This is a genomic window from Streptomyces sp. NPDC001137, assembly GCF_040298885.1.
Taxonomy (GTDB): domain Bacteria; phylum Actinomycetota; class Actinomycetes; order Streptomycetales; family Streptomycetaceae; genus Streptomyces.
In genome coordinates, this window is the sequence record NZ_JBEPBA010000005.1 from 41,864 (window position 1) to 63,372 (window position 21,509).

The window sequence follows — 21,509 nt, forward strand, 5'->3', positions numbered from 1 at the left end:
CGGTGACCGGCGGCGACGACCCCTTCGCGGTGGGCTTCGAGTACCTGGCCGACCGCGGTCCGCTCCTCGGCGAGGACTCCTTCGGCCACAGCGGCGCGACGGGCTCGCTCGCCTTCGCCGACCCGGCGAGCGGTGTGGCCCACGCCGAGAACGGCCGTCTGGCCCATGCCGTGCTGCGGGCGGCCTCGGCCTCGTGACACGGTGGGGGCAAGGCCTGTACGGCCATTTCCGGCGGGGCCCGACGGGAAGGGTGCGCGGCATGGGCGACGTGTTCCTCGTCCGGCACGGTGAGACCGAGTGGTCGCGGTCCGGGCGGCACACCGGCTGGACGGACGTGCCGCTGACCGAGCGCGGCCGCGCGGAGGCCCGGCAGCTGGAGCCGCTGATCCGCTCGCACCGGGTCGGTGTCGCGTTCGTCAGTCCGTTGCAGCGGGCGCGGGAGACGGCGGAGCTGATCGGGCTGCAGGACGTGCGGATCGACCCGGATCTGCGGGAGTGGGACTACGGCGGCTACGAGGGGATCACGACCGTCGACATCCAGCGCACCCGGCCGGACTGGTTCCTGTTCCGGGACGGGGTGGAGCCCGGGCCTCCGGACCACCCCGGGGAGACCCCCGAGCAGGTCGGCGAACGCGCGGACCGCATGCTGGCCAAGGTCGACGCGGCCCTCGCCGACACCGAGGGCTGCGCGGTCCTGGTGGCCCACGGCCACTTCCTACGGGTACTCACGGCCCGACGGCTGGGCCTGCCACCGTCGGGCGGGGCCCTGTTCCAGCTGGCCACCGGGACGGTATGCCGGCTGGGGACCGAGCACGGACGGCCAGTGATCGCGGGGTGGAACGTGCGGCCCGGGGCGTGAACGCCCTTCACCGGCCGCCGTCAGACCCTCGCCACAGCCCCTGAGAAGGCGGGAGAGGCAGCCCGGGGGCTGGGGCTCCGCCCTCGGGCGGGGCCCTGTTCCCGCTCGCCACCGGGAGGGTGTGCCGGCTGGGGACCGAGCACGGGCGGTCCGGGATCGCGGGGTGGAACGTGCGGCCCGGGGCGTGAACGCCCTTCACCGGCCGCCGTCAGACCCTCGCCGCAGCCCCGGAGAAGGCGGGAGAGGCAGCCCGGCGGCTGGGGCTGCCGCCCTCGGGCGGGGCACTGTTCCAGCTCGCCACCGGGACGGTATGCCGGCTGGGGACCGAGCACGGACGGCCAGTGATCGCGGGGTGGAACGTGCGGCCCGGGGGGGTGAGCGCCGGGTGCCGGGCGTTGTCAGACTCTCGTCGTAGCCTCTCAGGAGGTGGGAGAGGGGGCCCGGCGACGGGAAGGAGCATGCCGTGACACGACCGCCGACCGCCGCTCAGCGGCGTGTGATCGATGCCGCCGATCCGGTGACCGGGCGGCTGCGGGGTACGGAGGCGCAGCTGGCGGCGCTGGTGAAATGGGGGTTCGCCTTCCGGCATCCGCGGCCGCCGCACGACCACTTCCTGACGCCGGCCGGACATCGCATACGGGAGGCCGGGGAGCCGGAGACGCCCGCACCCGAGGCCGACCGGGGGGCGACCACCGTCGGCGGTGTGTTCGCCGCGCGGGTCGGCGGTGAGGAGGAGCCGCCGGAGGCCGGTCCCGCCCGCGGGCGCGAGGTGCGCAGCGCCTGGGAGGGCTTGCTGGAGCTGCGGCGCATGACCAATCCGGACGGGGCCATGGACCGGCCGTGCGGCTGGGAGCGTACGCATCTGGTGCAGGCCGCCGCGCTCGCCCTGGAGGCGGCCGGTCACCGCCCCGCCGGTGCGGACCTGGCGGGCTACCGGGTACGGGCCACCCCGCAGCCGGAGGCCGTCGCGGTGCACGAGCCGGATCCGGCGGCGCTGCGGGCCTGCGCGGCGACGCTGGAGGAGGCGGGATGGCAGGTCGGCGAGCACAACGACCCACGTTCCAGGGCGCGTTATCTGCTGGCCTCGCCCCGCCGCGCATAGCGAGGCATGTCAAGATCGGTCGGTCGCATCGTCCATCAGTACGAGCCGTACTGCGAGCTGTACGAGGAGAGAAAGCAGTGACCGAACCGTTTTCCGTCCCGGTGACCGTGCGCGGGTACGAGACCGATGTGCTGGGGCACCTCAACCAGGCCGTCTACCTCAACTACGCGGAGCACGCCCGCTGGTCCTTACTGCAGGCGGCCGGGATCACCCAGGCGACCCTCGTGGCCAAGGGCATGGGCCCGGCGGCCCTGGAGACCACGCTGCGCTTCAGGCGTGAGCTGGTCGCCGGCGACGAGGTCGAGGTGACCTGCGCCTTCGACTGGGGCGGCGGCAAGACCTTCCACATCGAGCAGACGATACGCAAGGCCGACGGCACGGTGGCGGCGGAGGTCACCGCGGTCGTCGGCCTGATGGACCTGAAACAACGACGGCTGGTCCCCAACCCCTCGGAGTTCTTCAAGGAACTGTCCACGGACCCGGCGCTGTTCGGGCTGTGACGTCCCGCGCGGCCTATGCGTCCGCCGGCTCCGTGCTGTGCTCGCCGTCGTAGGCCGCGCGGGACTCCGCGATGTAGACGCGGTTGCGCTCCGCCCAGTCGGTCAGGCGCTGCAGCGTCTCGTGCAACTCACGTGCCACCGGCGTCAGTTCGTACTCGACCTTCGGCGGGACCGTCGGGTGGACGGTGCGGGTGACGAGGCCGTCGCGCTCCAGGTTGCGCAGGGTGAGGGTCAGCATGCGGCGGCTGATGCCCTCGATGCTGCGTTCCAACTCGGTGAAGCGGATGGGGCCGTGCGCGGCGGCGACGAGGATCTGCACGCTCCACTTCCCGGAGACCCTGTCAAGAACTTCGCGGACCGGGCACGCGTGCGCGTTCACGACCTGGACGGTAACACCGGTGTTCCTCTGGGACATCGGACTGCCTCCTTACGGCGTCCTCCATGGTCACTCACGATGTACTCCGTTACAAGTCGTGCACCTATGGTTCCCATGGAGAATGCGGAGGCCACACCGCCATGACGGCCCTCATCGAGTCACCCACGAGCACCTCGCCCCGAACGTACTCCCGCTGGGCGTCCCTCGTCGTGCTGTGCGCCGGGGCACTGATGACGATTCTGGACGGCTCCATCGTCACCGTGGCGATGCCGGCCATCCAGAGCGACCTCGGCTTCAGCCCGGCCGGACTGGCCTGGGTCGTCAACGCCTACCTGATCCCGTTCGGTGGGCTGCTCCTGCTGATCGGGCGGCTGGGCGATCTGCTGGGCCGCAAACGGATGTTCACGGCCGGGCTCGCCGTCTTCACCGTGGCGTCCGTGCTGTGCGGGACGGCGAGCAGCCAGGGCCTGCTGATCGCGGCACGGGCCGTGCAGGGCGTCGGCGGGGCCATGGCCTCGGCGGTGGTGCTCGGCATGCTGGTGGCCTTGTTCCCCGAGCCGCGCGAACAGGCCCGCGCCATTGCCGTGTTCAGCGCGGTCGGCTCGGTGGGAGCGACGTTGGGCACGTTCCTCGGCGGGGCGCTCACCCAGGCCCTGAGCTGGCACTGGATCTTCCTGATCAATCTGCCGATCGGCATTGTCGCCTGGCTGGCGGCGGTCCGGGGGCTGGCTCCGGAGCGCGGCGCCGGCCTCGGCAGCGGGGCCGACTACCCCGGAGCGGCGCTGGTCACCGCCGCGCTGATGCTCACGGTGTACGCCATCGTCGGCTCGGGTGGCCGCGGCCCGGCCGCGACGCTGCTCCTGGCCGCGCTCGCCCTCGCCCTGTTCGCGGCGTTCGCCGTCCGCCAGGTCCGAACCGCCCGCCCGCTGCTGCGGCCCGGGCTGCTGCGCTCCCGGCTGCTGACCGGGGCGAACACCGTGCAGATCCTGATGATCGCGACGATGTACGGATTCCAGTTCATCGGCGCCCTCTACATCCAACGCGTCCTGCTTTTCGGCGAGTTGGCCACCGGCTTCGCCTTCCTGCCCGCTCCCGTCGCGATCGGCGTGCTGATGATGACCCTGTCCGCGCGGGCGATCGGCCGTTTCGGGGCGTACCGGGTGCTGCTCGCCGGGCTGGCGCTGATCACTGGCGGGATGGCGCTGCTGAGCCGGGCCCCCGTGCACGGCTCGTACGTCGCCGACGTACTGCCCGCGATGCTCCTGCTGGCCGCCGGGTTCGCCGCCGCGATGCCCCCGCTGACCGGGCTCGCCATGTCGGGGGCGCGGGAGGAGGACGCGGGCCTGGCGTCCGGGTTGTTCAACACCACGCAGGTGGTGGGCGGTTCACTGGGCCTGGCCACGCTGTCGACACTGGCGGCGAGCCACACCGAGGGGCTGCTCGGCCGGGGTGCGCGGCTGGTGCCGGCCACGGCGGAGGGATATCAGCTGGCGTTCCGGGTGGCGGCGCTGGTCGCGGCGGCGGCGCTGGTGCTGGCGGCGGCCGTGCTCAGGACCCGTACCGAGGCGACACGGGACTGACCACGGGCGCCGCCACGTCTCAGTCGGCCGGTGCGAAGGCGTCCCGGTGGTCCCCGGCCCACTCCCGGTACGTCCGCGCCGGCCGGCCCAGCACCTCCGGCACGTCCTCGGTGACGACGTCGTTGCCGCCCTCCTGGATGAACCGGGCGGCGGCCATGAGGCTGTCCGCATACGTCTCGCCCAGGCCGGCCGCCAGGAGCTGTTCGCGGCGTTCCTCCGACGAGAAGTCGTGGAGCGGCACCGGACGGCCGAGAACCTCGGCGAGCACGGCCGCCTGCTCGTGGGCGCTCAGGGTCTCGGGACCGGTCAGGATGTATGTGCGGCCCGCGTGCCCGGGGTCGAGCAGCGCGGCCACGGCGATCTCGGCCACGTCCCGCGGGTCCACGACACCCTGCCTGCCGTCGCCCATCATGTTCGGCGCGGGAGTGCCTTCGCGGACGGCCGCCGCCCAGGCCAGGGTGTTGGAGGCGAAGGAGGAGGGGCGCAGCACCGTCCACTCCAGGCCGCTGTCCCGCGCGGCCTGCTCGCCGGGCATGTGCCAGGTCGCGAATACGCCCAGGTCGGGGTCGCCGGTGCCGATCGAGGAGAGCTTCACGATCCGCCGTACGCCCGCGGCCTGCGCAGCCTCCACCAGTCCGCGGTCGTGCTCGGCGTCGTCCGGCCCGAACACACCCACCAGGAAGGCGGCCTCCGCGCCCGCCATCGCAGCCTCGACCGAGGCCCGGTCGCGGTGGTGGCCCGGCACCGTCTCCACCCCGGACGGCACCCGCGCCCTCGCCGGATCCCGGCTCAGCGCGCGGACCTTCTCACCGCGCGCCGCAAGTTGGCGTACGACGTCACTGCCGATGGTGCCCGTGGCACCCGTCACAAGGATCATGTCCACCACGGTGGACTGCGGACGGCTCGGAACTCTTGGAAATTCCGGCACGGTTGCGGAGCCCGGGCGGCCGTCCGGCGCGCTTACGGTGGAGGGGTGACGAACATCGTGTCCCGAGAGGTCCTGCCCACGCCCGAGGTGCTGCGCCCGTGGATCGCGGGCATCGGGTCCGTGTGGGTCGGTGACGTACCGACCGAGCCCTTCGTCCATCTCCCGGAGGCGACCACCAAGGTGGTCGTGCGCACCGGGGAACACGGCGTCCGCAGTGCCCTGGTCGTGGGCCCGCGTGCCCGTGCCTCCTACCACCGGGGCAAGCGTCGCGCGTCCTGCGTGGAGCTGCGGCTCGCGCCGGGCACCCTCCGCCCGCTGCTCGGCATCCCGGCCGTGGACCTCGTCGGCCGTGCGGTGCGGTTGGACGAGGTTCCGGGTCCGAGAGCCCGCCAACTGGACGACGTCTTGCGACGGTTGGAGCCCGAGGACGCCGTGGAACGTCTCGCGGAAGTGCTCCCCGAGTGGCTTGCGGCCGCCGCGAACCGTTCCCGCACCGAGCTGGTGCGCGCGGGCGTCGACGCCATGTCGGTCCGCACCGGCCGCACCCCCGCCCAGGTGGGCGACGTGGCGCGCGAACTCGCGGTCAGCGAACGGCAGTTGCGCAACCTGTTCGCCGAGGGCGTCGGCCTCTCCCCCAAGCACTACGCCCGGATCAACCGCGTGCGCACGGTACTGGACCACGCCGCGACGCGCCCCTGGGCCGACCTGGCCGCCTCGACCGGCTACTACGACCAGTCCCACATGACGACCGACTTCCGCACCCTGATGGGCGTACCGCCCCGCTCGTACTTCACCGGCCGGCTGCCGGACGCGACGCCCTGCCAGGCGATCCGCCGGGGCTGAACGGCCTGAACGGGACGGAAACCGGGGTGCGGGCGACCCCGCCCGCCTGCGATGCTCCACCCTCATGGCCGCACGACGTATCAGACCCAGCCGCTACATCTCCCTCGACATCGAGGCCGACGGCCCCATCCCCGGCCCGTACTCCATGCTGAGCTTCGGCGCCGCGGTCGCCGGGACACAGGACTCCGACGGGTTCACCGCCGCCGACCCCGAGCAGCAGACCTTCTACCGCGAACTGCGCCCGATCAGCGAGGAGTTCGTCCCGGAGGCACTCGCGGTGAGCGGGCTCGACCGGGAGGCTCTGAAGAGCGAGGGCGCCGAACCCGCCGTCGCGCTGGGCGAGTTCAGCGACTGGGTGCGCGAGGTGAGCGCGGGCGCCCAGCCCGTGATGTGCGGTTACCCGGCTTCCTACGACTGGACGTTCCTGTACTGGTACCTGATCCGCTTCACCGGGGCGAGCCCCTTCGGCCACTCCGGCTGCCTGGACATGAAGACGCTGTACGCGACGAAGGCGGGGCTGCCACTGCGGGCGGTCGCCAAGGGCACCATGCCGCGCCACCTGCTGTCCCGGCGGCGGCATACGCACCATGCACTGGATGACGCGATCGAGCAGGCCGAACTGCTGGCCAACCTCATGAACTGGCCGGGGCCTCACGCGTCGGCACCGGTACCTGATTGAACGCGTAGTACAGGGCGATCAGGCCGTGGGCCGCCAGGGTCAGCGGGGCCGAGACGAAGGCGAGGCCCACCGTCACCGGGTAGGCCAGGGAGCCCAGCGCGAAACGTGCGCGGGTCGCCCGCGCCGCCGGGACGTCGACACGGGAGTCGAAGAGGTGGCCGGTGCGGGTCAGATGCCACCACAGGGCCTGGAAGGTGAGCGCCATCACGACCATGACCAGGCTGTAGACGGCCGCCGCCACATGGGAGGCGGCGTCCTCGCGCAGATACTCCGCGAGCATCGCGGTCGGCCACGGCACCGCGGCCACCACCATCAGCACCAGCAGGTTCAGGAACATCAGCGTGCGGTCGACGCGGGCGACGTAGCTGAACAGCTGGTGGTGGTTGATCCACATGATGCCGATGACCAGGAAGCTCACGACATAGGCGGCGTACGAGGGCCACTGGGCGCCCAGCGCGTGCCACAGGCCGCCGTGTTCACCGACCTCTGGGACCTTGATCTCCAGGATGAGCAGGGTGATGGCGATGGCGAACACGCCGTCGCTGAAGGCCTCGACGCGGCCGGACTCATTCATGGGAGACAGACTGCCTCATCGCCGGTGCGGGGCACGGCCATTGCCGTGCCCCGCACCGGTGGATCAGTGGGCGGCGGCGATCTGCTCGCCGGCCTCCATGGGATGGGTGACGTCCTGGTCGTCACGGTTCCTGCCGAGGTGGTTGAAGACCAGGTTCAGCAGGACCGCCGCCACACAGCCCGTGGAGATGCCCGAGTCGAGGACGATCTTCGCGGTCTGCGGGAAGGCGTGGTAGAAGTCCGGCGCGGTGATCGGGATCATGCCGACGGCCAGCGACACGGCGACGATCAGGACGTTGTTGTCCTTGTCCAGTCCGGCCTTGACGAGGGTCTGGATACCGCTGGCCGCGACCGAGCCGAACAGGACCACGCCCGCGCCGCCGAGCACCGGGCGCGGTACGACGGCGATGAGTGAGGCGGCCATCGGGCACAGGCCCATCAGGACCAGGAAGCCGCCGCCGGTGGCGACGACGTAGCGGCTGCGGATCCTCGTCATCGCGACCAGGCCGATGTTCTGGGCGAAGGCGCTGCACATGAAGCCGTTGAACAGGGGGCTCAGCGCCGAGCCGAGGGTGTCGGCGCGCAGGCCCGCGGCGATGGTCCTCTCGTCCGCCGGGCGTTCGACGATCTCGCCGAGGGCCAGCATGTCCGCGGTGGATTCGGTCATCGAGACCACCATCACCACGCACAGCGAGAGGATCGCGGCGAGCTGGAACTGAGGCGCCCCGAAGTGGAACGGGGTGGGGAAGCCGATGACGGCCGCGTCCGTGACGGGTCCGAAGTCCGTCGCGCCGAAGGGGATCGCGAGGAGTGTGCCGGCGACCAGGCCGAGCAGCACGGCGATCTGTTTGACGAAGCCGCGGGTGAAGCGGCGAAGGACCAGCACGATCAGGAGCGTTGCGGCTGCCAGGCCGAGGTTGGTCGTGGAGCCGTTGTCGTGGGCGGTGGGACTGGGTCCCTGCGCCCAGCCGAAGGCGACCGGCAGCAGGGACACGCCTATGAGGGTGATGACGGTGCCGGTGACGACCGGTGGGAAGAAGCGGACCGCCTTGCTGAAGAACGGGGCGGCGATGAAGCCGAGCAGGCCCGCGACGATGACCGCGCCGAAGATGATCGGCAGGGCGTCGGACTTGTCCTTGGTGGAGGCGACCACCGCGGTCATGGGGGCGACGCCGGCGAAGGTGACGCCGTTGACGAAGGGCAGCCGGGCGCCGATCTTCCAGATGCCGAGGGTTTGGAGGAAGGTGGCGAGGCCGGCGGTGAAGAGGCAGGCGCCGGTGAGGAAGGTGAGTTCGGTGCCGGTCAGGCCGATGGCCGCGCCGACGATCAGGGGCGGGGCGACGACCCCCGCATACATGGCGGCCACGTGTTGCAGGCCGGTGGTGGCCATTTTGAGTGCGGGGAGTTTTTCGTCGACGGGGTGGGCGGTCACGGCGGTTCCTCCGGGTCAGCTAACACGTCGGCTCTGACGTGGGTTTCTTGGAGGTGGTGCGCGGTCGTGCGGGACCGGGGATGCCTGTAAGGAAGTGACGGTGACCGTTCCGGGGCGCGCACGTCCATGCGCGCCCCGGAGACGGCCGCCGTGGAACCACTGGGGTCCACGGCTACCGGTCGAGGGCCGTCCCCCTCGACCGGAGATCTTCGACCGCTCAGGCCTGTGCGGTGATCTGCGCCAGGCGCTGGGCCTCGGCCCGTGTGGAGCGGGCGATGGCGTCCTCGTCGACGTGCAGCAGGCGGCCCGTCTCCACGATCTGCCGGCCGTTCACGAAGGAGGCGGTGACCGGGGCGGCCGCACCGAAGACCAGCGCGGTGACCGGGTCGGCGATGGAGGCGTGGGCGAGGGTGTCCAGCTTCCACAGCACGAGGTCGGCCAGCTTGCCCGGCTCCAGGGAGCCGATCTCGGCGCTGCGGCCGAGGACCTGGGCGCCGCCGTAGGTGCCGAGGCGCAGCGCCTGGCGGGCGTTCAGGGCGGCCTCGCGGTGGGCGCCGAGACGGTTGATGAGCAGGGCGTTGCGCAGCTCGGTGTGCAGCTCCCCGGACTCGTTGGACGCCGTACCGTCGACGCCGAGGCCGACCGGGACGCCGGCCGCCAGCATGTCGGGGACGCGGGCGATACCGGCCGCGAGACGGGCGTTGGAGGACGGGCAGTGGGCGACACCGGTCTTGGTACGGGCGAAGGCGGCGATGTCGGAGTCGTTCATGTGGACGCAGTGCGCCATCCACACGTCCTCGCCGAGCCAGCCGGTGGACTCGAAGTAGTCGGTCGGGCCCATGCCGAACAGTTCCTTGCAGAACTGCTCCTCCTCGACGGTCTCCGAGCCGTGGGTGTGCAGGCGCACGCCGAGGCGGCGGGCCAACTGGGCGCCCTCACGAAGGAGTTCGGTGGAGACGGAGAAGGGCGAGCAGGGCGCGACGGCCACCTGGGTCATCGCGTCGAAGGAGGCGTCGTGGTGCTCCTTGACGGTGGCCTCGGTCGCGGCGAGGGCGCCTTCGAGGGTCTCGACGGCGAAGTCCGGGGGCAGGCCGCCGTCCTTCTCGCTGCGGTCCATGGAGCCGCGGGCGAGGGTGAAGCGGACGCCCATCTCGCGGGCGGCGCGGATGATGGCGCCGGACAGGTCGCCGGAGTCCTTCGGGAAGACGTAGTGGTGGTCCATGGCGGTGGTCACGCCACCGCGGGCCATCATCGCGAGGGAGCCCTGGGCGGCCGCGTACACCATCGGCTCGTCGATGCGCGCCCAGGTCGGATACAGCGCGACCAGCCAGTTGAACAGGTTGTGGTCGGTGGCCAGGCCCCGGGTGATCCACTGGTAGAAGTGGTGGTGGGTGTTGACCAGGCCGGGGGTCACCAGGTGACCGGAGGCGTCGATACGGCGTACGACGTTCTCCAGGCCCTCGGGGGCCCTGCCCGCGCCGAGCGCCTCGATGCGGTTGCCGGCGATGACGACGTACCCGTCGGCGTACTCGGTGTCGTCGGCGTCGACCGTGGCGATCGAACAGTTCTCGATGACGATGCGCTGGGCTGCTGCCATGATTCGTCCTTTTCGCTCAGTGGACTTTTGCGGAGAGGGCACGGCAGGACCCTAGGAGTTTTGAGTGCCGTGACCGGGGACGCGGGGAGGCGGGTTCCCCCGGTCACGGGTGCCGATTATCGAGCTGCCCGGAAGGCGCTCAGAGGTTGGTGAGGTCCACCGGGATCTTCGGCTCGCAGCCGTCCCGCAGGATCGTCGCCTCGATCAGGCCGTAGGGGCGGTCGGCGGCGAAGTACACCTCGTTGTCGTTCTTCAGCCCGAAGGGCTCCAGGTCGACGAGGAAGTGGTGCTTGTTCGGCAGCGAGAAGCGGACCTCGTCGATCTCGCTGCGGTTGTTGATGATCCGCGAACCCATTTGGTACAGGGTCTGCTGGAGGGAGAGCGAGTACGTCTCGGCGAAGGCCTGGAGCATGTGCTTCTTCGTCTGCTCGTAGGACTTCTCCCAGTTGGGCATCCGCTGCTCGTCGTCGGTCCAGTTGAACCGCCAGCGGGCCGAGACCGACGTGGCCAGGATGCGGTCGTACGCCTCCTGCAGCGTCGTGTACTTGTCCTTGACGTAGCCCCAGAACTCGGAGTTGGTCGAGTTCATCACCGTCAGGTCCTTGAGTCCGGAGACGACCTCCCACGACGAGCCGTCGTAGGTGATCTGGGTCAGCCGGGTCTCCTGGCCCTTGCGGACGAAGGAGTGCTTGACCTCGTCCGCGCCGATGAACTGGGAGTTCGCGTCGGACGCGGCGATCCGCTCCCAGGCGTACTCCTCGATACGGATCCGGGCGGTCTTGATCGGCTCCTGGCTGGTGACGAAGTGCCTGGCCAGGTGGATGCCGAACTGCTCGGCCGACTCGATGCCGTGCTCCTTGGCGAACGCGTACACCGTGTTCTTGGTGGTGTCGGTGGGCAGCACGTTGGCGTTGGAGCCGGAGTAGTGGACCTCGTCCATGTCGCCGCTCAGCGCGACGGACACGTTCAGGTCCTTGATGTGGTGGGTGGCGCCGTCCCGCGTGATCTTTACGACTCGGTTCTCGGCCTTGCCGTACTGGTTCTGTCCCAGGATGACAGGGCGGGCAGGGCGGGAATTGTCAGTCATTTAGCTAGCTCCCTCGGTAAACGGAGTAGCCGAACGGGTTGAGCAGCAGCGGTACGTGGTAATGCTCCCCGGGCTTGACGGCGAAGGTGATCGCCACCTCGGGAAAGAACACGGCACCGCTGTCCCGATTCGCGGGGGCGTCCTGCTGCGCATCGGCTTGCTTCTTCTCGAAGTACGGTTCGACGGCGAAGTCGAGCCGTACATGGGTCGTCCCTTCCGGCAGGGCCGGCAGGTCCTTGCACCGTCCGTCCGCGTCGGTCGCGGAGCCGCCGAGCGTCTGCCACGCGGCGTCCCGGCCGCTACGGGCAAAGAGCTCGATGGCGACGCCCTCGGCGGGGCGGCCGATGCTGGTGTCCAGGATGTGCGTGGACACGGAGGCGGTGGTGCTGGTGCTCATGGTGTCAGGCTTCCTCTTCGACGAGTCGGGCCAGTCGGATGCGGTTGATCTTGCCCAGCTCGGCGCGGACGATCTCCCGCTCCTGCTCCGGCGAGTTGCCGATCCGCTCCTTGACCGCGTCCCGCATCTGCTCGCCGGTCCGGCCGGTGGCGCAGATGAGGAAGACATGGCCGAACCGCTCCTGGTAGGCCAGGTTCAGTTCGAGCATCTCCGACTTCAGTTCCTCGGAGGCGCCGGCCATGCCGCGCTGTTCCCTGGCCGAGGTGGGGTCCCCCGGCTTGGGGCGGCCGATCGGCGGGTGCCCGGCCATCGCCTCGGCCAGGTCCTCGGCGCTCAGCTCGGCCATGGCGGCGTCACTGGCGGCGAAGAGGTCCTCCGCGGTGGCGTAGGGGCGGGCGGCGAGCAGCCGGCGCGCCCAGGTGGTGGAGGCACACGCCTCGTGGAGGGCGGCGAGGGCCGCGTGCTCCTCCAGTACGTTGAACCGGGCCAGGCCCGGGGGCGTGGAAGTCGACGTCACGGGTGCCTCCGTGGCCGTGAGAACGGCCTTCGTGCTGAACTGGCTGCGGTTAGCTAACGCCCCCACGCAACGCCACGTCAACACTTTGTTGAAAATTCGGGGTAACAAACCCGGCCGGACGGCGACCCCGGGCCCTCAGCCCTCCTTCTCACGGTTCAGGTAGTTGTAGACCGTGAACCGGCTGACGCCGAGCGCGCCCGCGACGGTCTCCACGCCGTGCCGTACGGAGAAGGCGCCGCGCGCCTCGAGTATCCGTACGACCTCCTGCTTGGCCTTGCGGTCCAGGTCGGCCAGGGGCTTGCCCTGCTTGCGCTCCATCGCGGCGAGGATGTGGTCGAGGGAGTCGGCGAGCTGGGGCAGGCGCACGGCGACCACATCGGCACCCTCCCAGGCGAGCACGACGTCGTCGGGGCCGGCCTCGTCGGGTGGGAGCAGCTCGCCGCCCATGGCGTCGACCAGTGGTTTCACGGCCGTGATGAACGGCTCGTCCCCGGTGCCGGTCACTCGGCGCCCTCCCCGACCGCGCCCACCACGTTGACCTGCAGCGAGACCCGGGTGGCGCCGGCCTGGAGCGTCCGGCGGAGCAGCGCGTCCACGGCACTCAGCACGGCGTCCGCGGCGCCCTCCGCCGTGTTGCCGAACGGGCCGACGTCCACCGCGTCCAGCTCGGCAGCCTCGATGACCTGGCGGGCGACCACCGCGTGCGCGGGCGCCTCGTCGAGATCGAAGGGCTCGGTCGTGAACTCCACTCTCAATCGCACTGTGCCCCCACAACACCCTTCTGACCTGCTCTTTTACCCTGACTCCCCTTGGCGAGGGGCATCAGGGCGGAACGGGGACGCCTCAATCGACTGCTCGACTGGCGCGATGCACCGCAGGCCGACCAATTTCACCGCGGCGGAGCCGGTACGTCCGCCACGAGGCGACCCTAACCGACCCGCGGCCCACACGGCCCCGCAGATGACCAAGCCGTCCGCGCCTCCGGTCAGGGCCCGCCCGGCGGCTCCTCCGTGAAGCCCGGCAGCCAGCGGGACGCCTCGGCGCGGAAGGGGATCTCGCACTCCAGCTGGCACAGCACCGCCGTGGCCTGGCCGACCACACGGTTGACCAGGACGTACGACGGCGGCAGGTTGAAGCGCCGCAGCAGTCCGCCCTCGCGCAGGTCGATGGCCTGCACGACCTCCTCGCGGAGCCACTCACGGGTGAAGAGGTACGACTGCTCGGCCGTCGGAGTGGCGAGGGGCAGCAGGAACGAGCAGAGCGCGACGGGGTCGAGGGGAGCGCCGGGCGTGATGATGCCCTCCGCCACCAGGACCTTCTCGGCGGCAGCCCACTCTCCGCCCTGCGCCAGCCTGATCAGCGTGCCGAGCGCGGGCGGGAAGCCGTCCGGCAGGTGCTTGACGGCACCGAAGTCGACAACGCCGAGCCGGCCGTCCTCGAGCAGCCGGAAGTTGCCCGGGTGCGGGTCGGCATGCAGCCGGCCCGCGCGCTCGGGGCCGGAGAACAGGAAGCGGGCGTAGAGCAGGCCCGCCCGGTCGCGCTCGGCCTGCTCCCCGTCCCGGATGACGGCCGCGACCGGGGTGCCGTCCAGCCACTCGGTCACGATCACGCGCTGGGTGAAGGCCACCACGTCCGGGACCAGGATCTCCTTGTCGCCCCGGTAGGCCTCGGCGAAGGCCTGCTGGGCCGCCGCCTCCAGCCGGTAGTCGAGTTCGTCGGCGACCCGCTCCCGCAGCTCCCGCAGCATGGGCTCCACGTCCAGGCCGGGGGTGACCACGGAGAACAGCCGGATCAGACGGCCGAGTTGGGCGTAGTCGCCGAGCAGCGCCTCCCCGGCTCCCGGGTACTGGATCTTCACGGCCACCCGGCGGCCGTCCTCCCACACGGCCCGGTGGACCTGGCCGATGGAGGCGGCCGCGGCAGGGGTGTCGTCGAACTCGGTGAAGCGGTCGCGCCACCGTGCGCCCAGTTCCTCGGCCAGCACCGCGTGCACCTGCTCCGCGGGCAGGGTGGGCGCGGCCTCCTGCAGGAGGGTCAGGGCGGCGCGGTAGGGACCGATGACCTCCGGGGGCAGCGCCGCCTCGAAGACGGACAGCATCTGCCCGAACTTCATGGCGCCGCCCTTGAGTTCGCCCAGTACCCGGAAGAGGTGGTGGCTCGTGCGGCGTTGCAGTTCGCTGGTGATCAGGTCCACCGGCTGGCCCAGCAGACGTCGGCCGAAGCGCATCGCGGACCGCCCCGCGAAGCCGAGCGGCAGCGAGGCCAGCCGCGCGTTGCGCGCCAGGGGCGAGCGCGGAATGCCGCGCACGGCACGGTCACGGGGCTGCGGAACGCGAGGATCCTGTCCCGGCTCTCGTTCCTGGCCCTCCTCGTGCTCCTCCCCCTGCGGAGTCCGCCCGGCCCCGCTCATCGCAGGCTCCCCGCGGCCGCGGCGCCGGCCGGTACGCCACGGCCGAGGCCCGTCACGGCGTTGGTGATGAGCGTGCGGCCCGCGCGCTCGGCCGAGGTCATGATCGACTCCGGGTGGAACTGGACGGCCGCGATCGGCAGCACACGGTGCTCCACGCCCATCACGGTGCCGTCGGGCGTCCGTGCCGTCACCATCAGTTCCGCCGGCAGCGTGCGCGTGTCGGCGTACAGGGAGTGGTAGCGCCCGGCGCGGAACCGGGCGGGGAGGTCACGGAAGACCGTTCCGCCGTCGCCGACCACTTCGACGGGCGACGGTTTGCCGTGCACGGGCCGCGGGAGGGTGCCGAGCGTGCCGCCGAAGTACTCCACGATGCCCTGCAGCCCCAGGCACACCCCGAACACGGGGATACCGCGCAGCACCGCCCCGTCCAGCGTGCCGGACATGCCGAAGTCCCCGGGGCGGCCGGGGCCCGGCGACAGGAACAGCAGGTCCGGCCGCTCGGCGTCGAGAAGTTCCGCGGGAAAGCCCGCCCGGTAGGTGACCACCTCGGCACCGGTCTGGCGGATGTAGTCGGCGAGCGTGTGGACGAAGGAGTCCTGGTGGTCGACGAGCAGGACCCGCCGTGGCCGCCCGTCGTCCGGGCCGGCGACGCCCCACGGCCGGGACGGCCCGGGCAGGGCACCGCGCCCCGGTCGGCCGGCGGAGGCGTCCGGTCCGGGGACGGCGCCCGACGGGTTCTCCAACGCGTCAAGGAGTGCGGACGCCTTGAGCAGGGTCTCGTCCTCCTCCGCCCGCGGGTCGGAGTCGAACAGCAGCGTGGCACCCGCCCGTACGGTGGCGACGCCGTCGCGGATCTGGACGGTGCGCAGCGTGAGCGCGGTCTCCAGGCCTCCGTCGAAGCCGATCCGGCCGACAGCGCCGCCGTACCAGCGGCGCGGGCTGCGCTCGTGCTCCTCCAAAAAGGCGATCGCGGCCCGCTTCGGCGCCCCGGTGACGGTGACCGCCCACATGTGGGTCAGGAACGCGTCGAGCGCGTCCCGGTCGGCGCGCAGCCGGCCGCGGACGTGGTCGACGGTGTGGATGAGCCGGGAGTACAGCTCGATCTGACGGCGTGCCAGGACCTCGACGCCGCCGGGGACGCACACCCGGGCCTTGTCGTTGCGGTCGACGTCCGTGCACATCGTCAGCTCCGACTCCTCCTTGGCGGAGGCGAGCAGCGTGCGGATCTGCTCGGCGTCCTCCAGGGCGTCGCGGCCGCGGGCGACGGTGCCGCTGATGGGGCAGGACTCGACCGTGCGGGCGCGGGGGTCGACCCGGACGAACATCTCCGGTGACGCCCCGACCAGGTGCTCGCCGCCGGCGAGGTTCATCAGCAGTCCGTACGGGGCCGGGTTGCGCTCACGGAGCCTGCGGAAGACCTCCGAGGGCGGGGCGGTGGCGCGGCGGTGGAAGCTCTGCCCGGGGACGACCTCGAAGAGGTCACCGGTCCGGAACCGTTCCTTGGCACGGCGGACCAGCCGCGCGTACGCGCCGGGCTCGTGGTCGCGGCGGACGGCCGGCTCGGCGGGCGGCCCACAGGGCGCGTCGGGCGTGGCCCGGTCGAGGCCGGCGGTGCGGTGCCCGGCGTAGGAGAACTCGTAGCTGTGCAGGGCGGCGGTGCCGCGCCGCCGGTCGATGCGCAGGATGCGGTCCGGCAGGTGCAGGACGAGGGTGCGCTCGCGCGGGTCGCGGACCTGGCGCAGGGGTACGGGGTCGAAGCCGAGGACGAGGTCGTAGCCGAACGCGCCGTACAGGCCCCACAGTTCGTCGTGCGGGGCGGCGAGCGCGGCGACGAGGGCGCGCAGTGCGGTGAAGGCGGAGGGCAGGCGGGTGCGCTCCTCCTCGGCGACGGGCCCGGCGGGCGGTGCGAAGCCCGCGGCGCCGAGGGTGGTGGTGACGGTGCCCGCCGCCTCGTCCAGGAGTGCCCCGTGCGGGGCCAGGGCCGCGGCGAGCGCGGGCAGCAGGACGCGGCCGCGTGCGTTCAGTGCGCACAGCCGTACGCCGTCCTGGTCGGCGGTCACTTCGACGGGCGGGTCGACATGGCCGAGGTCGTGCGGCTGGTAGCGGCCGGGCTGGTCGCAGCGGCCCGAGAACAGCAGGCCCCGCCGGGTGTCCAGGGCGTCTTCGACGCGGGCCAGTTCGGCGTCGGCCCGCCGTGGGTCCAGCGGCTCGCTGACGCGGGTCACCTCCAGGCCGATCGGGGTCGTCCACCGGTGTGTCGTTGCCGTCATCATGAGGTCCTTCTGCGTCGGTTCGCGGAGTGTCCTGGGCGGCCGTGCGGGCGCATCTCGCGGTGCCGGGCGAGCACACGGTCCACGAGCGCGCCCGCGGCGCCGGTGTAGTGCTCGGGGGCGCACAGGGCGCGCAGTGCGTCGGCGTCGTACCGTCCGGTGAGTTCGGGTGTCCGGGCCAGGACGTCCGCCAGCGGGCGGCCCTCGGTCGCGGCCCGGGCGGAGGCGGCGGAGACGAGGGCCCTGGCGGGGGCCCGGCCGAGGCCGGGCGAGAGAGCCGCCGCGAGCCGTTCTGAGACCACCAGGCCGCCGGTGAGGGCGAGGTTGGCGCGCATCCGGTCGTCGTGCACGGTCAGGCCGGCGGCGAGTTCCGCCGCCGTGTGCGCGGCGCCGCCGGCCAGCCGCAGTGCGGTGCGCAGCGGCTCCCACTCGGCGTGCCAGGCGCCGGCCGGCCGCTCGTCGTCGGTGACGGCCGCGTGGGCGAGGGTGCTCGCGAGGCCCGGCAGCTGGTAGGCCGCGGACCGTACGAGGGCTGCGAGGGCGGGGTTGCGCTTGTGCGGCATGGCGGAGGAGGCGCCGCGGCCCTCGGCGCCGGGTTCGCAGACCTCCGCGGTCTCGGTGCGCGACAGCAGCTGGACGTCGGCGGCGAAGGTGCCGAGGACGGAGCCGGTGAGGGTGAGCGCCGCGGCCAGGTCGGCGAGCGGGGTGCGCACGGTGTGCCAGGGCACCGCCGGTGCGGCGAGGCCGAGTTCGGCGGCGTAGGCGGCGGGCAGCCGGCGGGTGTACTCGGCGAGGGCGTCCGGGGCGAGGTCCGCGACGACGCGCGCGTACTCGAGGTAGCCGGCCATCGTGCCGGCCGCGCCGCCCAGTTGGACGGGCAGCCCGCTCGTGCGGACGCGGCGCAGCCGCTCGGCGGCGTCGAGGACGCCTTGGAGCCAGCCGGCCGCCTTGAGCCCGAAGGTGGTGGGCACGGCGTGCTGGCCGAGGGTGCGCGCGGCCATCGGCGTGTCGCGGTGCCGTGCGGCGAGCGCGGCGAGCGCGTCGGCGGTGCGGTCCAGGTCGGCGAGGATCAGCTCCACGGTGCGGGCCGCGACGAGCATCAGACCGGTGTCGAGGATGTCCTGGCTGGTGGAGCCCTGGTGCACGTAGTGCGCGGCCTCGGGGTCCTTGCGGGCCACGGTCTCGCCGAGCACCCGGACCAGGGCGACGACCGGGTTGGCGGCGGCGCGGGCGGCGACGGCCAGGGCCCGCGCGTCGAAGTGCTCCGCCCGCGCGGTGTCGCTGATGAGCTCCGCGGCCCGCCCGGGCACGGTGCCGAAGCCCGCCTGGACCCGGGCGAGAGCCGCCTCCGCGTCGAGCAGGGCCTGCAGGCAGGCGGTGTCGCTCGTGGCGCCCTCCGCGGGCGAGCCGGCACGCACGGGCGACAGCAGACCGGCGTCGACCGGGGACGGCTCGCCGTACGGCGGCGGGGTGGCGCTCACTCGGTCTCCTGAAAGGCCTGGAGGCCGGGCTCCCGGCCGAGCTGTGGGACAGGGGTCAAGGGCACTGCGGCCGTGGCCGGGGGCGCGGGGACGGGTCTCAGGGCGAGCAGGGCCAGGGCTATCGCGTCGGAGTCGCCGAGCGTCACCGAATCGACGCCGGGGCGGACGCCGGCGGCGGTCACCCAGTGGACGGCCTCGGTGGGGACGCCGTAGGCGAAGCGGCGCGGATGCGGCCGGCCGTCGGCGGCCACCAGGTGGTAGGGGCGCCGGGTGACGGACAGGCCGCCGGTCTCGTGGTCGCCGTGCTCGGCGTCCGGCACCACGAAGGGACGGCACTGGCCGGTGTCGGCCAGGTGACGCAGCAGCGGATCCGTGGTGTGGCGCAGGTCCGGCTCCGGCAGCCGGGCCTCGACCAGGCAGGTCGCCTCGATGCGGGAGCCGGGCACCTCGGCCGAGTCGACGACGAAGGCGCTCACCACGGCGTCCAGTCCGTCTATGCGGGTGCCGTTGGCGAGTGTGACGCACTGGAGGCCGTCCGGCCGGTCGTGCAGCCGGACCGCGCGCAGGGGGTGGACGACGACGCCGACGTGCGACGGAGCGGTGCGCAGCACCCGGGCGAACACCCAGCGCAGGTAGTGGCCGTAGAAGGCGCGGGTCGGGTAGGAGTCGGGGGTCAGGTCGCGGGCCTCGGCGAGCACCTGGTCGTCGAGGACGCCGTCGTCGGCCCATGGATCGCCCATGAGCACGAGGGAGCGTGCCCACTCGTAGAGGCTGGGGCCGGGCGCGAGTTCGCCCGCCATCCGCACGCTCGGGTCGGTGAACAGGGTCACCTGTGAGGCGACGGTGTTCATCAGGAGGTGGTGGGACTGATCGGTGCGCCAGACCCGGCCGGCGCCGGGCGGGCAGGGGTCGACGACGTGGACCACCACCTCGGTGCCCAGGGCGTGTGCGCGGGCGTTGGCGCACAGCCGCTCCAGGACCGACAGGCCGCGGGGGCCGGCACCGATGACGCAGACTTCGAGCTGCCTTTCGCTCACTGGCTGTCCGTTTCGCTGAGAAGTGGGGCGCGCACGGCTCGCCGGGGAGCCGCTGGGCCGGGGCATGGCTGCCGGGCGGGCGCGGAAGAGGCCGGGGCGGGGGCCGGAGCGGGCGGGTCCCGGGGAGACCGGGCGCCGGGTAGGTCGGGCGTGGTCAGACACCCAGGTCGCGGCCGATGATCTCCTTCATGATCTCGTTGGTGCCGCCGTAGATCGGGTGTACGCGGTTGTCGACGAACGCCTTGGCCACGGGGGTCTCGCGCATGAAGCCGTAGCCGCCGTGCAGTTGGACGCAGCGGTCGAGCACCCGGCGCTGGACGTCGGTGGCCCACCACTTGGCCTTGGCGGCGGCGACCGCGTCGAGGCGGCCCGCGTTGTGCTCGCCGACGGCCCGGTCCACGTAGGTGCGCGCCACGTCCAACTCCGTTGCCATCTCGGCGAGTTCGAAGCGGATGTGCTGGAAGGCACCGATCGGCTGCCCGAAGGCGGTACGGCTCCTGCAGTACTCCAGGGTCTGGGCGAAGGCGGTCTCGGCGGCGGCCACGGCGTAGGCGGCGATACCGAGGCGCTCCTGCGGGAGGTTGGCGGCCAGATGCAGGAAGGCCCGGCCGGGCCGTCCGAGCAGATTGGCGGCCGGGACCCGGACGTCGTCGAAGAACAGCTCGGCCGTGTCCTGCGCGGCCATGCCGATCTTCTCCAGCTTGCGGCCGCGGCTGAAGCCCGGCATGTCACGCTCGACCACGAGCAGGCTCAGGCCGCGCGCGCCCCGGCCCGGCTGCGTGCGGGCCACCACGACGACCAGGTCCGCGTGGATGCCGTTGGTGATGAACGTCTTGGCACCCTTGAGGACGTAGTCGTCGCCGTCGCGGAACGCGGTGGTGCGGATGGACTGCAGATCGCTGCCGGCCTCGGGCTCGGTCATCGCGATCGCGGTGATCAGCCCGCCCGAGCAGAAACCGGGCAGCCAGCGCCGCTTCTGCTCCTCGGTGGCGAGGTCGAGCAGGTAGGGGGCGACCACGTCGTTGTGCAGCGCGAAGCCGATGCCGGTGGCGCCGACACGCATGATCTCCTCGCTGATGATGACCTGGTAGCGGAAGTCGCGCACGCCTGAGCCGCCGTACTCCTCGGGTACGTCGATGCCGAGCAGGCCCAGTTTGCCGGCGCTGCGCCACACCTCACGGTCGACGAGTCCGGCACGCTCCCAGTCGGCGTGGTGGGGCACGATCTCGTGCTCCACGAAGTCCCGCACCATCGCCTGGAAGTCGCGGTGTTCCTGGGTGAGTTCGCTGTCGCGCACGCTCCTCACCCCGCCATCCGGCCGGCGGCGGCCGCCGTGCGATGGATGATCTGCTCCACGGTGCCGGTGCAGGCGCGGCTGCCGTGCTGCGCGAAGCGGACCTCGGCGACCGCGCGCCGGGTGGAGCAACTGGTCAGCTCCGTCTCGATGGTGACGGGGCCGGGGACCAGCGGTGCGTGGTAGGCGACCGAGAGGCCGGCGGTGAGGAAGCCGGCGCCGTCCGGGATCGCGGACAGCATCACCAGTCCGGCGAAGTGGTCGACCAGGCAGGCGATCCAGCCGCCGAAGACGACACCGGGGGTGAGCGTCAGTTCCTCGTCGAACGCGGTCTCACAGGTGATCAGGCCCGGCAGCCACGAGGTGGCGGGCGGCAGCGCGAGCGTGCGGGCCGCCGGCGGATCGGCCACGGTGCCGTCGGCCAGTCCGGTGAGCACACGGCGGCCGCCGGTGTCCGCACCGGCCGGCGCGAGCCCGCGCAGCCGGGTGGGACGAGCGGGCGGCGGGGTGGTTTCGAGCATGCTGGCATCTCCGCGTTTCCAGGGAT

23 protein-coding genes and 1 pseudogene are annotated in these 21,509 nt (G+C 72.3%); 8 read left to right on the forward strand and 16 right to left on the reverse strand.

Features of this window, described 5'->3' with window-relative positions; genetic code table 11:
• Positions 1–2 precede the first annotated feature (2 nt).
• The 5 genes and pseudogenes from ABT254_RS11440 (at position 3) to ABT254_RS11465 (ending at position 2,461) form a co-directional block, all read left to right on the forward strand.
• Entirely contained in the window at positions 3–197 is a 195-nt protein-coding gene (locus tag ABT254_RS11440; protein WP_351467001.1) for a hypothetical protein, read from the forward strand.
• A gap of 62 nt (positions 198–259) precedes the next feature.
• Entirely contained in the window at positions 260–859 is a 600-nt protein-coding gene (locus tag ABT254_RS11445) for a histidine phosphatase family protein (RefSeq protein ID WP_351467004.1), read from the forward strand.
• Between the two features lie 248 nt (positions 860–1,107).
• Positions 1,108–1,326 (forward strand): annotated as a pseudogene (locus tag ABT254_RS11455) (hypothetical protein); the annotation flags it as partial.
• The gene (locus ABT254_RS11460; RefSeq protein WP_351467007.1) at positions 1,323–1,961 is read left to right on the forward strand and encodes a hypothetical protein; all 639 of its coding nucleotides are present in this window, start codon (positions 1,323–1,325) and stop codon (positions 1,959–1,961) included. The pseudogene ABT254_RS11455 and the gene ABT254_RS11460, both read left to right, overlap by 4 nt.
• A gap of 77 nt (positions 1,962–2,038) precedes the next feature.
• The gene (locus tag ABT254_RS11465) at positions 2,039–2,461 is read left to right on the forward strand and encodes an acyl-CoA thioesterase (RefSeq protein WP_351467010.1); all 423 of its coding nucleotides are present in this window, start codon (positions 2,039–2,041) and stop codon (positions 2,459–2,461) included.
• 13 nt (positions 2,462–2,474) lie between these two features.
• Here the strand turns inward: ABT254_RS11465 and ABT254_RS11470 are convergent, their stop codons facing one another.
• Positions 2,475–2,876 carry a winged helix-turn-helix transcriptional regulator gene (locus tag ABT254_RS11470; protein ID WP_351467013.1) on the reverse strand — a complete coding sequence of 134 codons (402 nt, stop codon included), beginning with the start codon at positions 2,874–2,876 and terminating at the stop codon, positions 2,475–2,477.
• A 101-nt stretch (positions 2,877–2,977) separates the two neighbouring features.
• Here ABT254_RS11470 and ABT254_RS11475 point away from each other — a divergent pair, with 101 nt between their 5' ends.
• A complete protein-coding gene (locus ABT254_RS11475) occupies positions 2,978–4,417 on the forward strand; it encodes an MFS transporter (protein WP_351467016.1) in 1,440 nt (479 codons plus the stop codon).
• 19 nt (positions 4,418–4,436) lie between these two features.
• Here the strand turns inward: ABT254_RS11475 and ABT254_RS11480 are convergent, their stop codons facing one another.
• Complete coding sequence (locus ABT254_RS11480; RefSeq protein WP_351467019.1) at positions 4,437–5,294, reverse strand: NAD(P)H-binding protein; 858 nt, start codon at positions 5,292–5,294, stop codon at positions 4,437–4,439.
• Between the two features lie 96 nt (positions 5,295–5,390).
• Here ABT254_RS11480 and ABT254_RS11485 point away from each other — a divergent pair, with 96 nt between their 5' ends.
• A complete protein-coding gene (locus ABT254_RS11485; RefSeq protein WP_351467022.1) occupies positions 5,391–6,188 on the forward strand; it encodes a helix-turn-helix domain-containing protein in 798 nt (265 codons plus the stop codon).
• Positions 6,189–6,252: 64 nt separating this feature from the next.
• A complete protein-coding gene (locus ABT254_RS11490) occupies positions 6,253–6,867 on the forward strand; it encodes a 3'-5' exonuclease (RefSeq protein WP_351467025.1) in 615 nt (204 codons plus the stop codon).
• Here the strand turns inward: ABT254_RS11490 and ABT254_RS11495 are convergent.
• From ABT254_RS11495 to ABT254_RS11560, 14 genes are all read right to left on the reverse strand, one after another.
• Entirely contained in the window at positions 6,821–7,441 is a 621-nt protein-coding gene (locus ABT254_RS11495; protein ID WP_351467028.1) for a TMEM175 family protein, read from the reverse strand. The two genes, ABT254_RS11490 and ABT254_RS11495, sit on opposite strands and share 47 nt — an antisense overlap.
• 63 nt (positions 7,442–7,504) lie before the next feature.
• Positions 7,505–8,872 (reverse strand): nucleobase:cation symporter-2 family protein, encoded by a 1,368-nt coding sequence (locus ABT254_RS11500; protein WP_351467031.1) that lies wholly within the window; start codon positions 8,870–8,872, stop codon positions 7,505–7,507.
• A gap of 217 nt (positions 8,873–9,089) precedes the next feature.
• Positions 9,090–10,469 carry an 8-oxoguanine deaminase gene (locus ABT254_RS11505; RefSeq protein ID WP_351467034.1) on the reverse strand — a complete coding sequence of 460 codons (1,380 nt, stop codon included), beginning with the start codon at positions 10,467–10,469 and terminating at the stop codon, positions 9,090–9,092.
• Positions 10,470–10,608: 139 nt separating this feature from the next.
• On the reverse strand, positions 10,609–11,556 hold the full coding sequence (pucL, locus tag ABT254_RS11510) for a factor-independent urate hydroxylase (RefSeq protein WP_351467037.1): 948 nt from the start codon (positions 11,554–11,556) through the stop codon (positions 10,609–10,611).
• 4 nt (positions 11,557–11,560) lie between these two features.
• Complete coding sequence (uraH, locus tag ABT254_RS11515) at positions 11,561–11,953, reverse strand: hydroxyisourate hydrolase (protein WP_351467040.1); 393 nt, start codon at positions 11,951–11,953, stop codon at positions 11,561–11,563.
• Positions 11,954–11,957: 4 nt separating this feature from the next.
• Positions 11,958–12,470, reverse strand: a complete 513-nt coding sequence (uraD, locus tag ABT254_RS11520; RefSeq protein ID WP_351467043.1) for a 2-oxo-4-hydroxy-4-carboxy-5-ureidoimidazoline decarboxylase — start codon at positions 12,468–12,470, stop codon at positions 11,958–11,960.
• 135 nt (positions 12,471–12,605) lie between these two features.
• Entirely contained in the window at positions 12,606–12,974 is a 369-nt protein-coding gene (locus ABT254_RS11525; RefSeq protein WP_030940519.1) for a helix-turn-helix domain-containing protein, read from the reverse strand.
• Complete coding sequence (locus ABT254_RS11530; protein WP_351467047.1) at positions 12,971–13,231, reverse strand: YkoF family thiamine-binding protein; 261 nt, start codon at positions 13,229–13,231, stop codon at positions 12,971–12,973. The genes ABT254_RS11525 and ABT254_RS11530 overlap by 4 nt, the downstream gene beginning before the upstream one ends.
• A 224-nt stretch (positions 13,232–13,455) precedes the next feature.
• Positions 13,456–14,880, reverse strand: a complete 1,425-nt coding sequence (locus ABT254_RS11535) for an ABC1 kinase family protein (RefSeq protein ID WP_351467050.1) — start codon at positions 14,878–14,880, stop codon at positions 13,456–13,458.
• Positions 14,877–17,150 carry an anthranilate synthase component I gene (locus ABT254_RS11540; protein ID WP_351467053.1) on the reverse strand — a complete coding sequence of 758 codons (2,274 nt, stop codon included), beginning with the start codon at positions 17,148–17,150 and terminating at the stop codon, positions 14,877–14,879. The genes ABT254_RS11535 and ABT254_RS11540 overlap by 4 nt, the downstream gene beginning before the upstream one ends.
• Positions 17,150–18,631 carry a nitrosuccinate lyase gene (locus tag ABT254_RS11545; protein WP_351467056.1) on the reverse strand — a complete coding sequence of 494 codons (1,482 nt, stop codon included), beginning with the start codon at positions 18,629–18,631 and terminating at the stop codon, positions 17,150–17,152. Before ABT254_RS11545 ends, ABT254_RS11540 begins: the two co-directional genes overlap by 1 nt.
• Complete coding sequence (locus ABT254_RS11550) at positions 18,628–19,668, reverse strand: FAD/NAD(P)-binding protein (RefSeq protein WP_351467059.1); 1,041 nt, start codon at positions 19,666–19,668, stop codon at positions 18,628–18,630. Before ABT254_RS11550 ends, ABT254_RS11545 begins: the two co-directional genes overlap by 4 nt.
• 154 nt (positions 19,669–19,822) lie before the next feature.
• Positions 19,823–20,965 (reverse strand): acyl-CoA dehydrogenase family protein, encoded by a 1,143-nt coding sequence (locus tag ABT254_RS11555; protein WP_351467062.1) that lies wholly within the window; start codon positions 20,963–20,965, stop codon positions 19,823–19,825.
• 5 nt (positions 20,966–20,970) lie between these two features.
• On the reverse strand, positions 20,971–21,483 hold the full coding sequence (locus tag ABT254_RS11560; RefSeq protein WP_351467065.1) for a PaaI family thioesterase: 513 nt from the start codon (positions 21,481–21,483) through the stop codon (positions 20,971–20,973).
• Positions 21,484–21,509 lie beyond the last annotated feature (26 nt).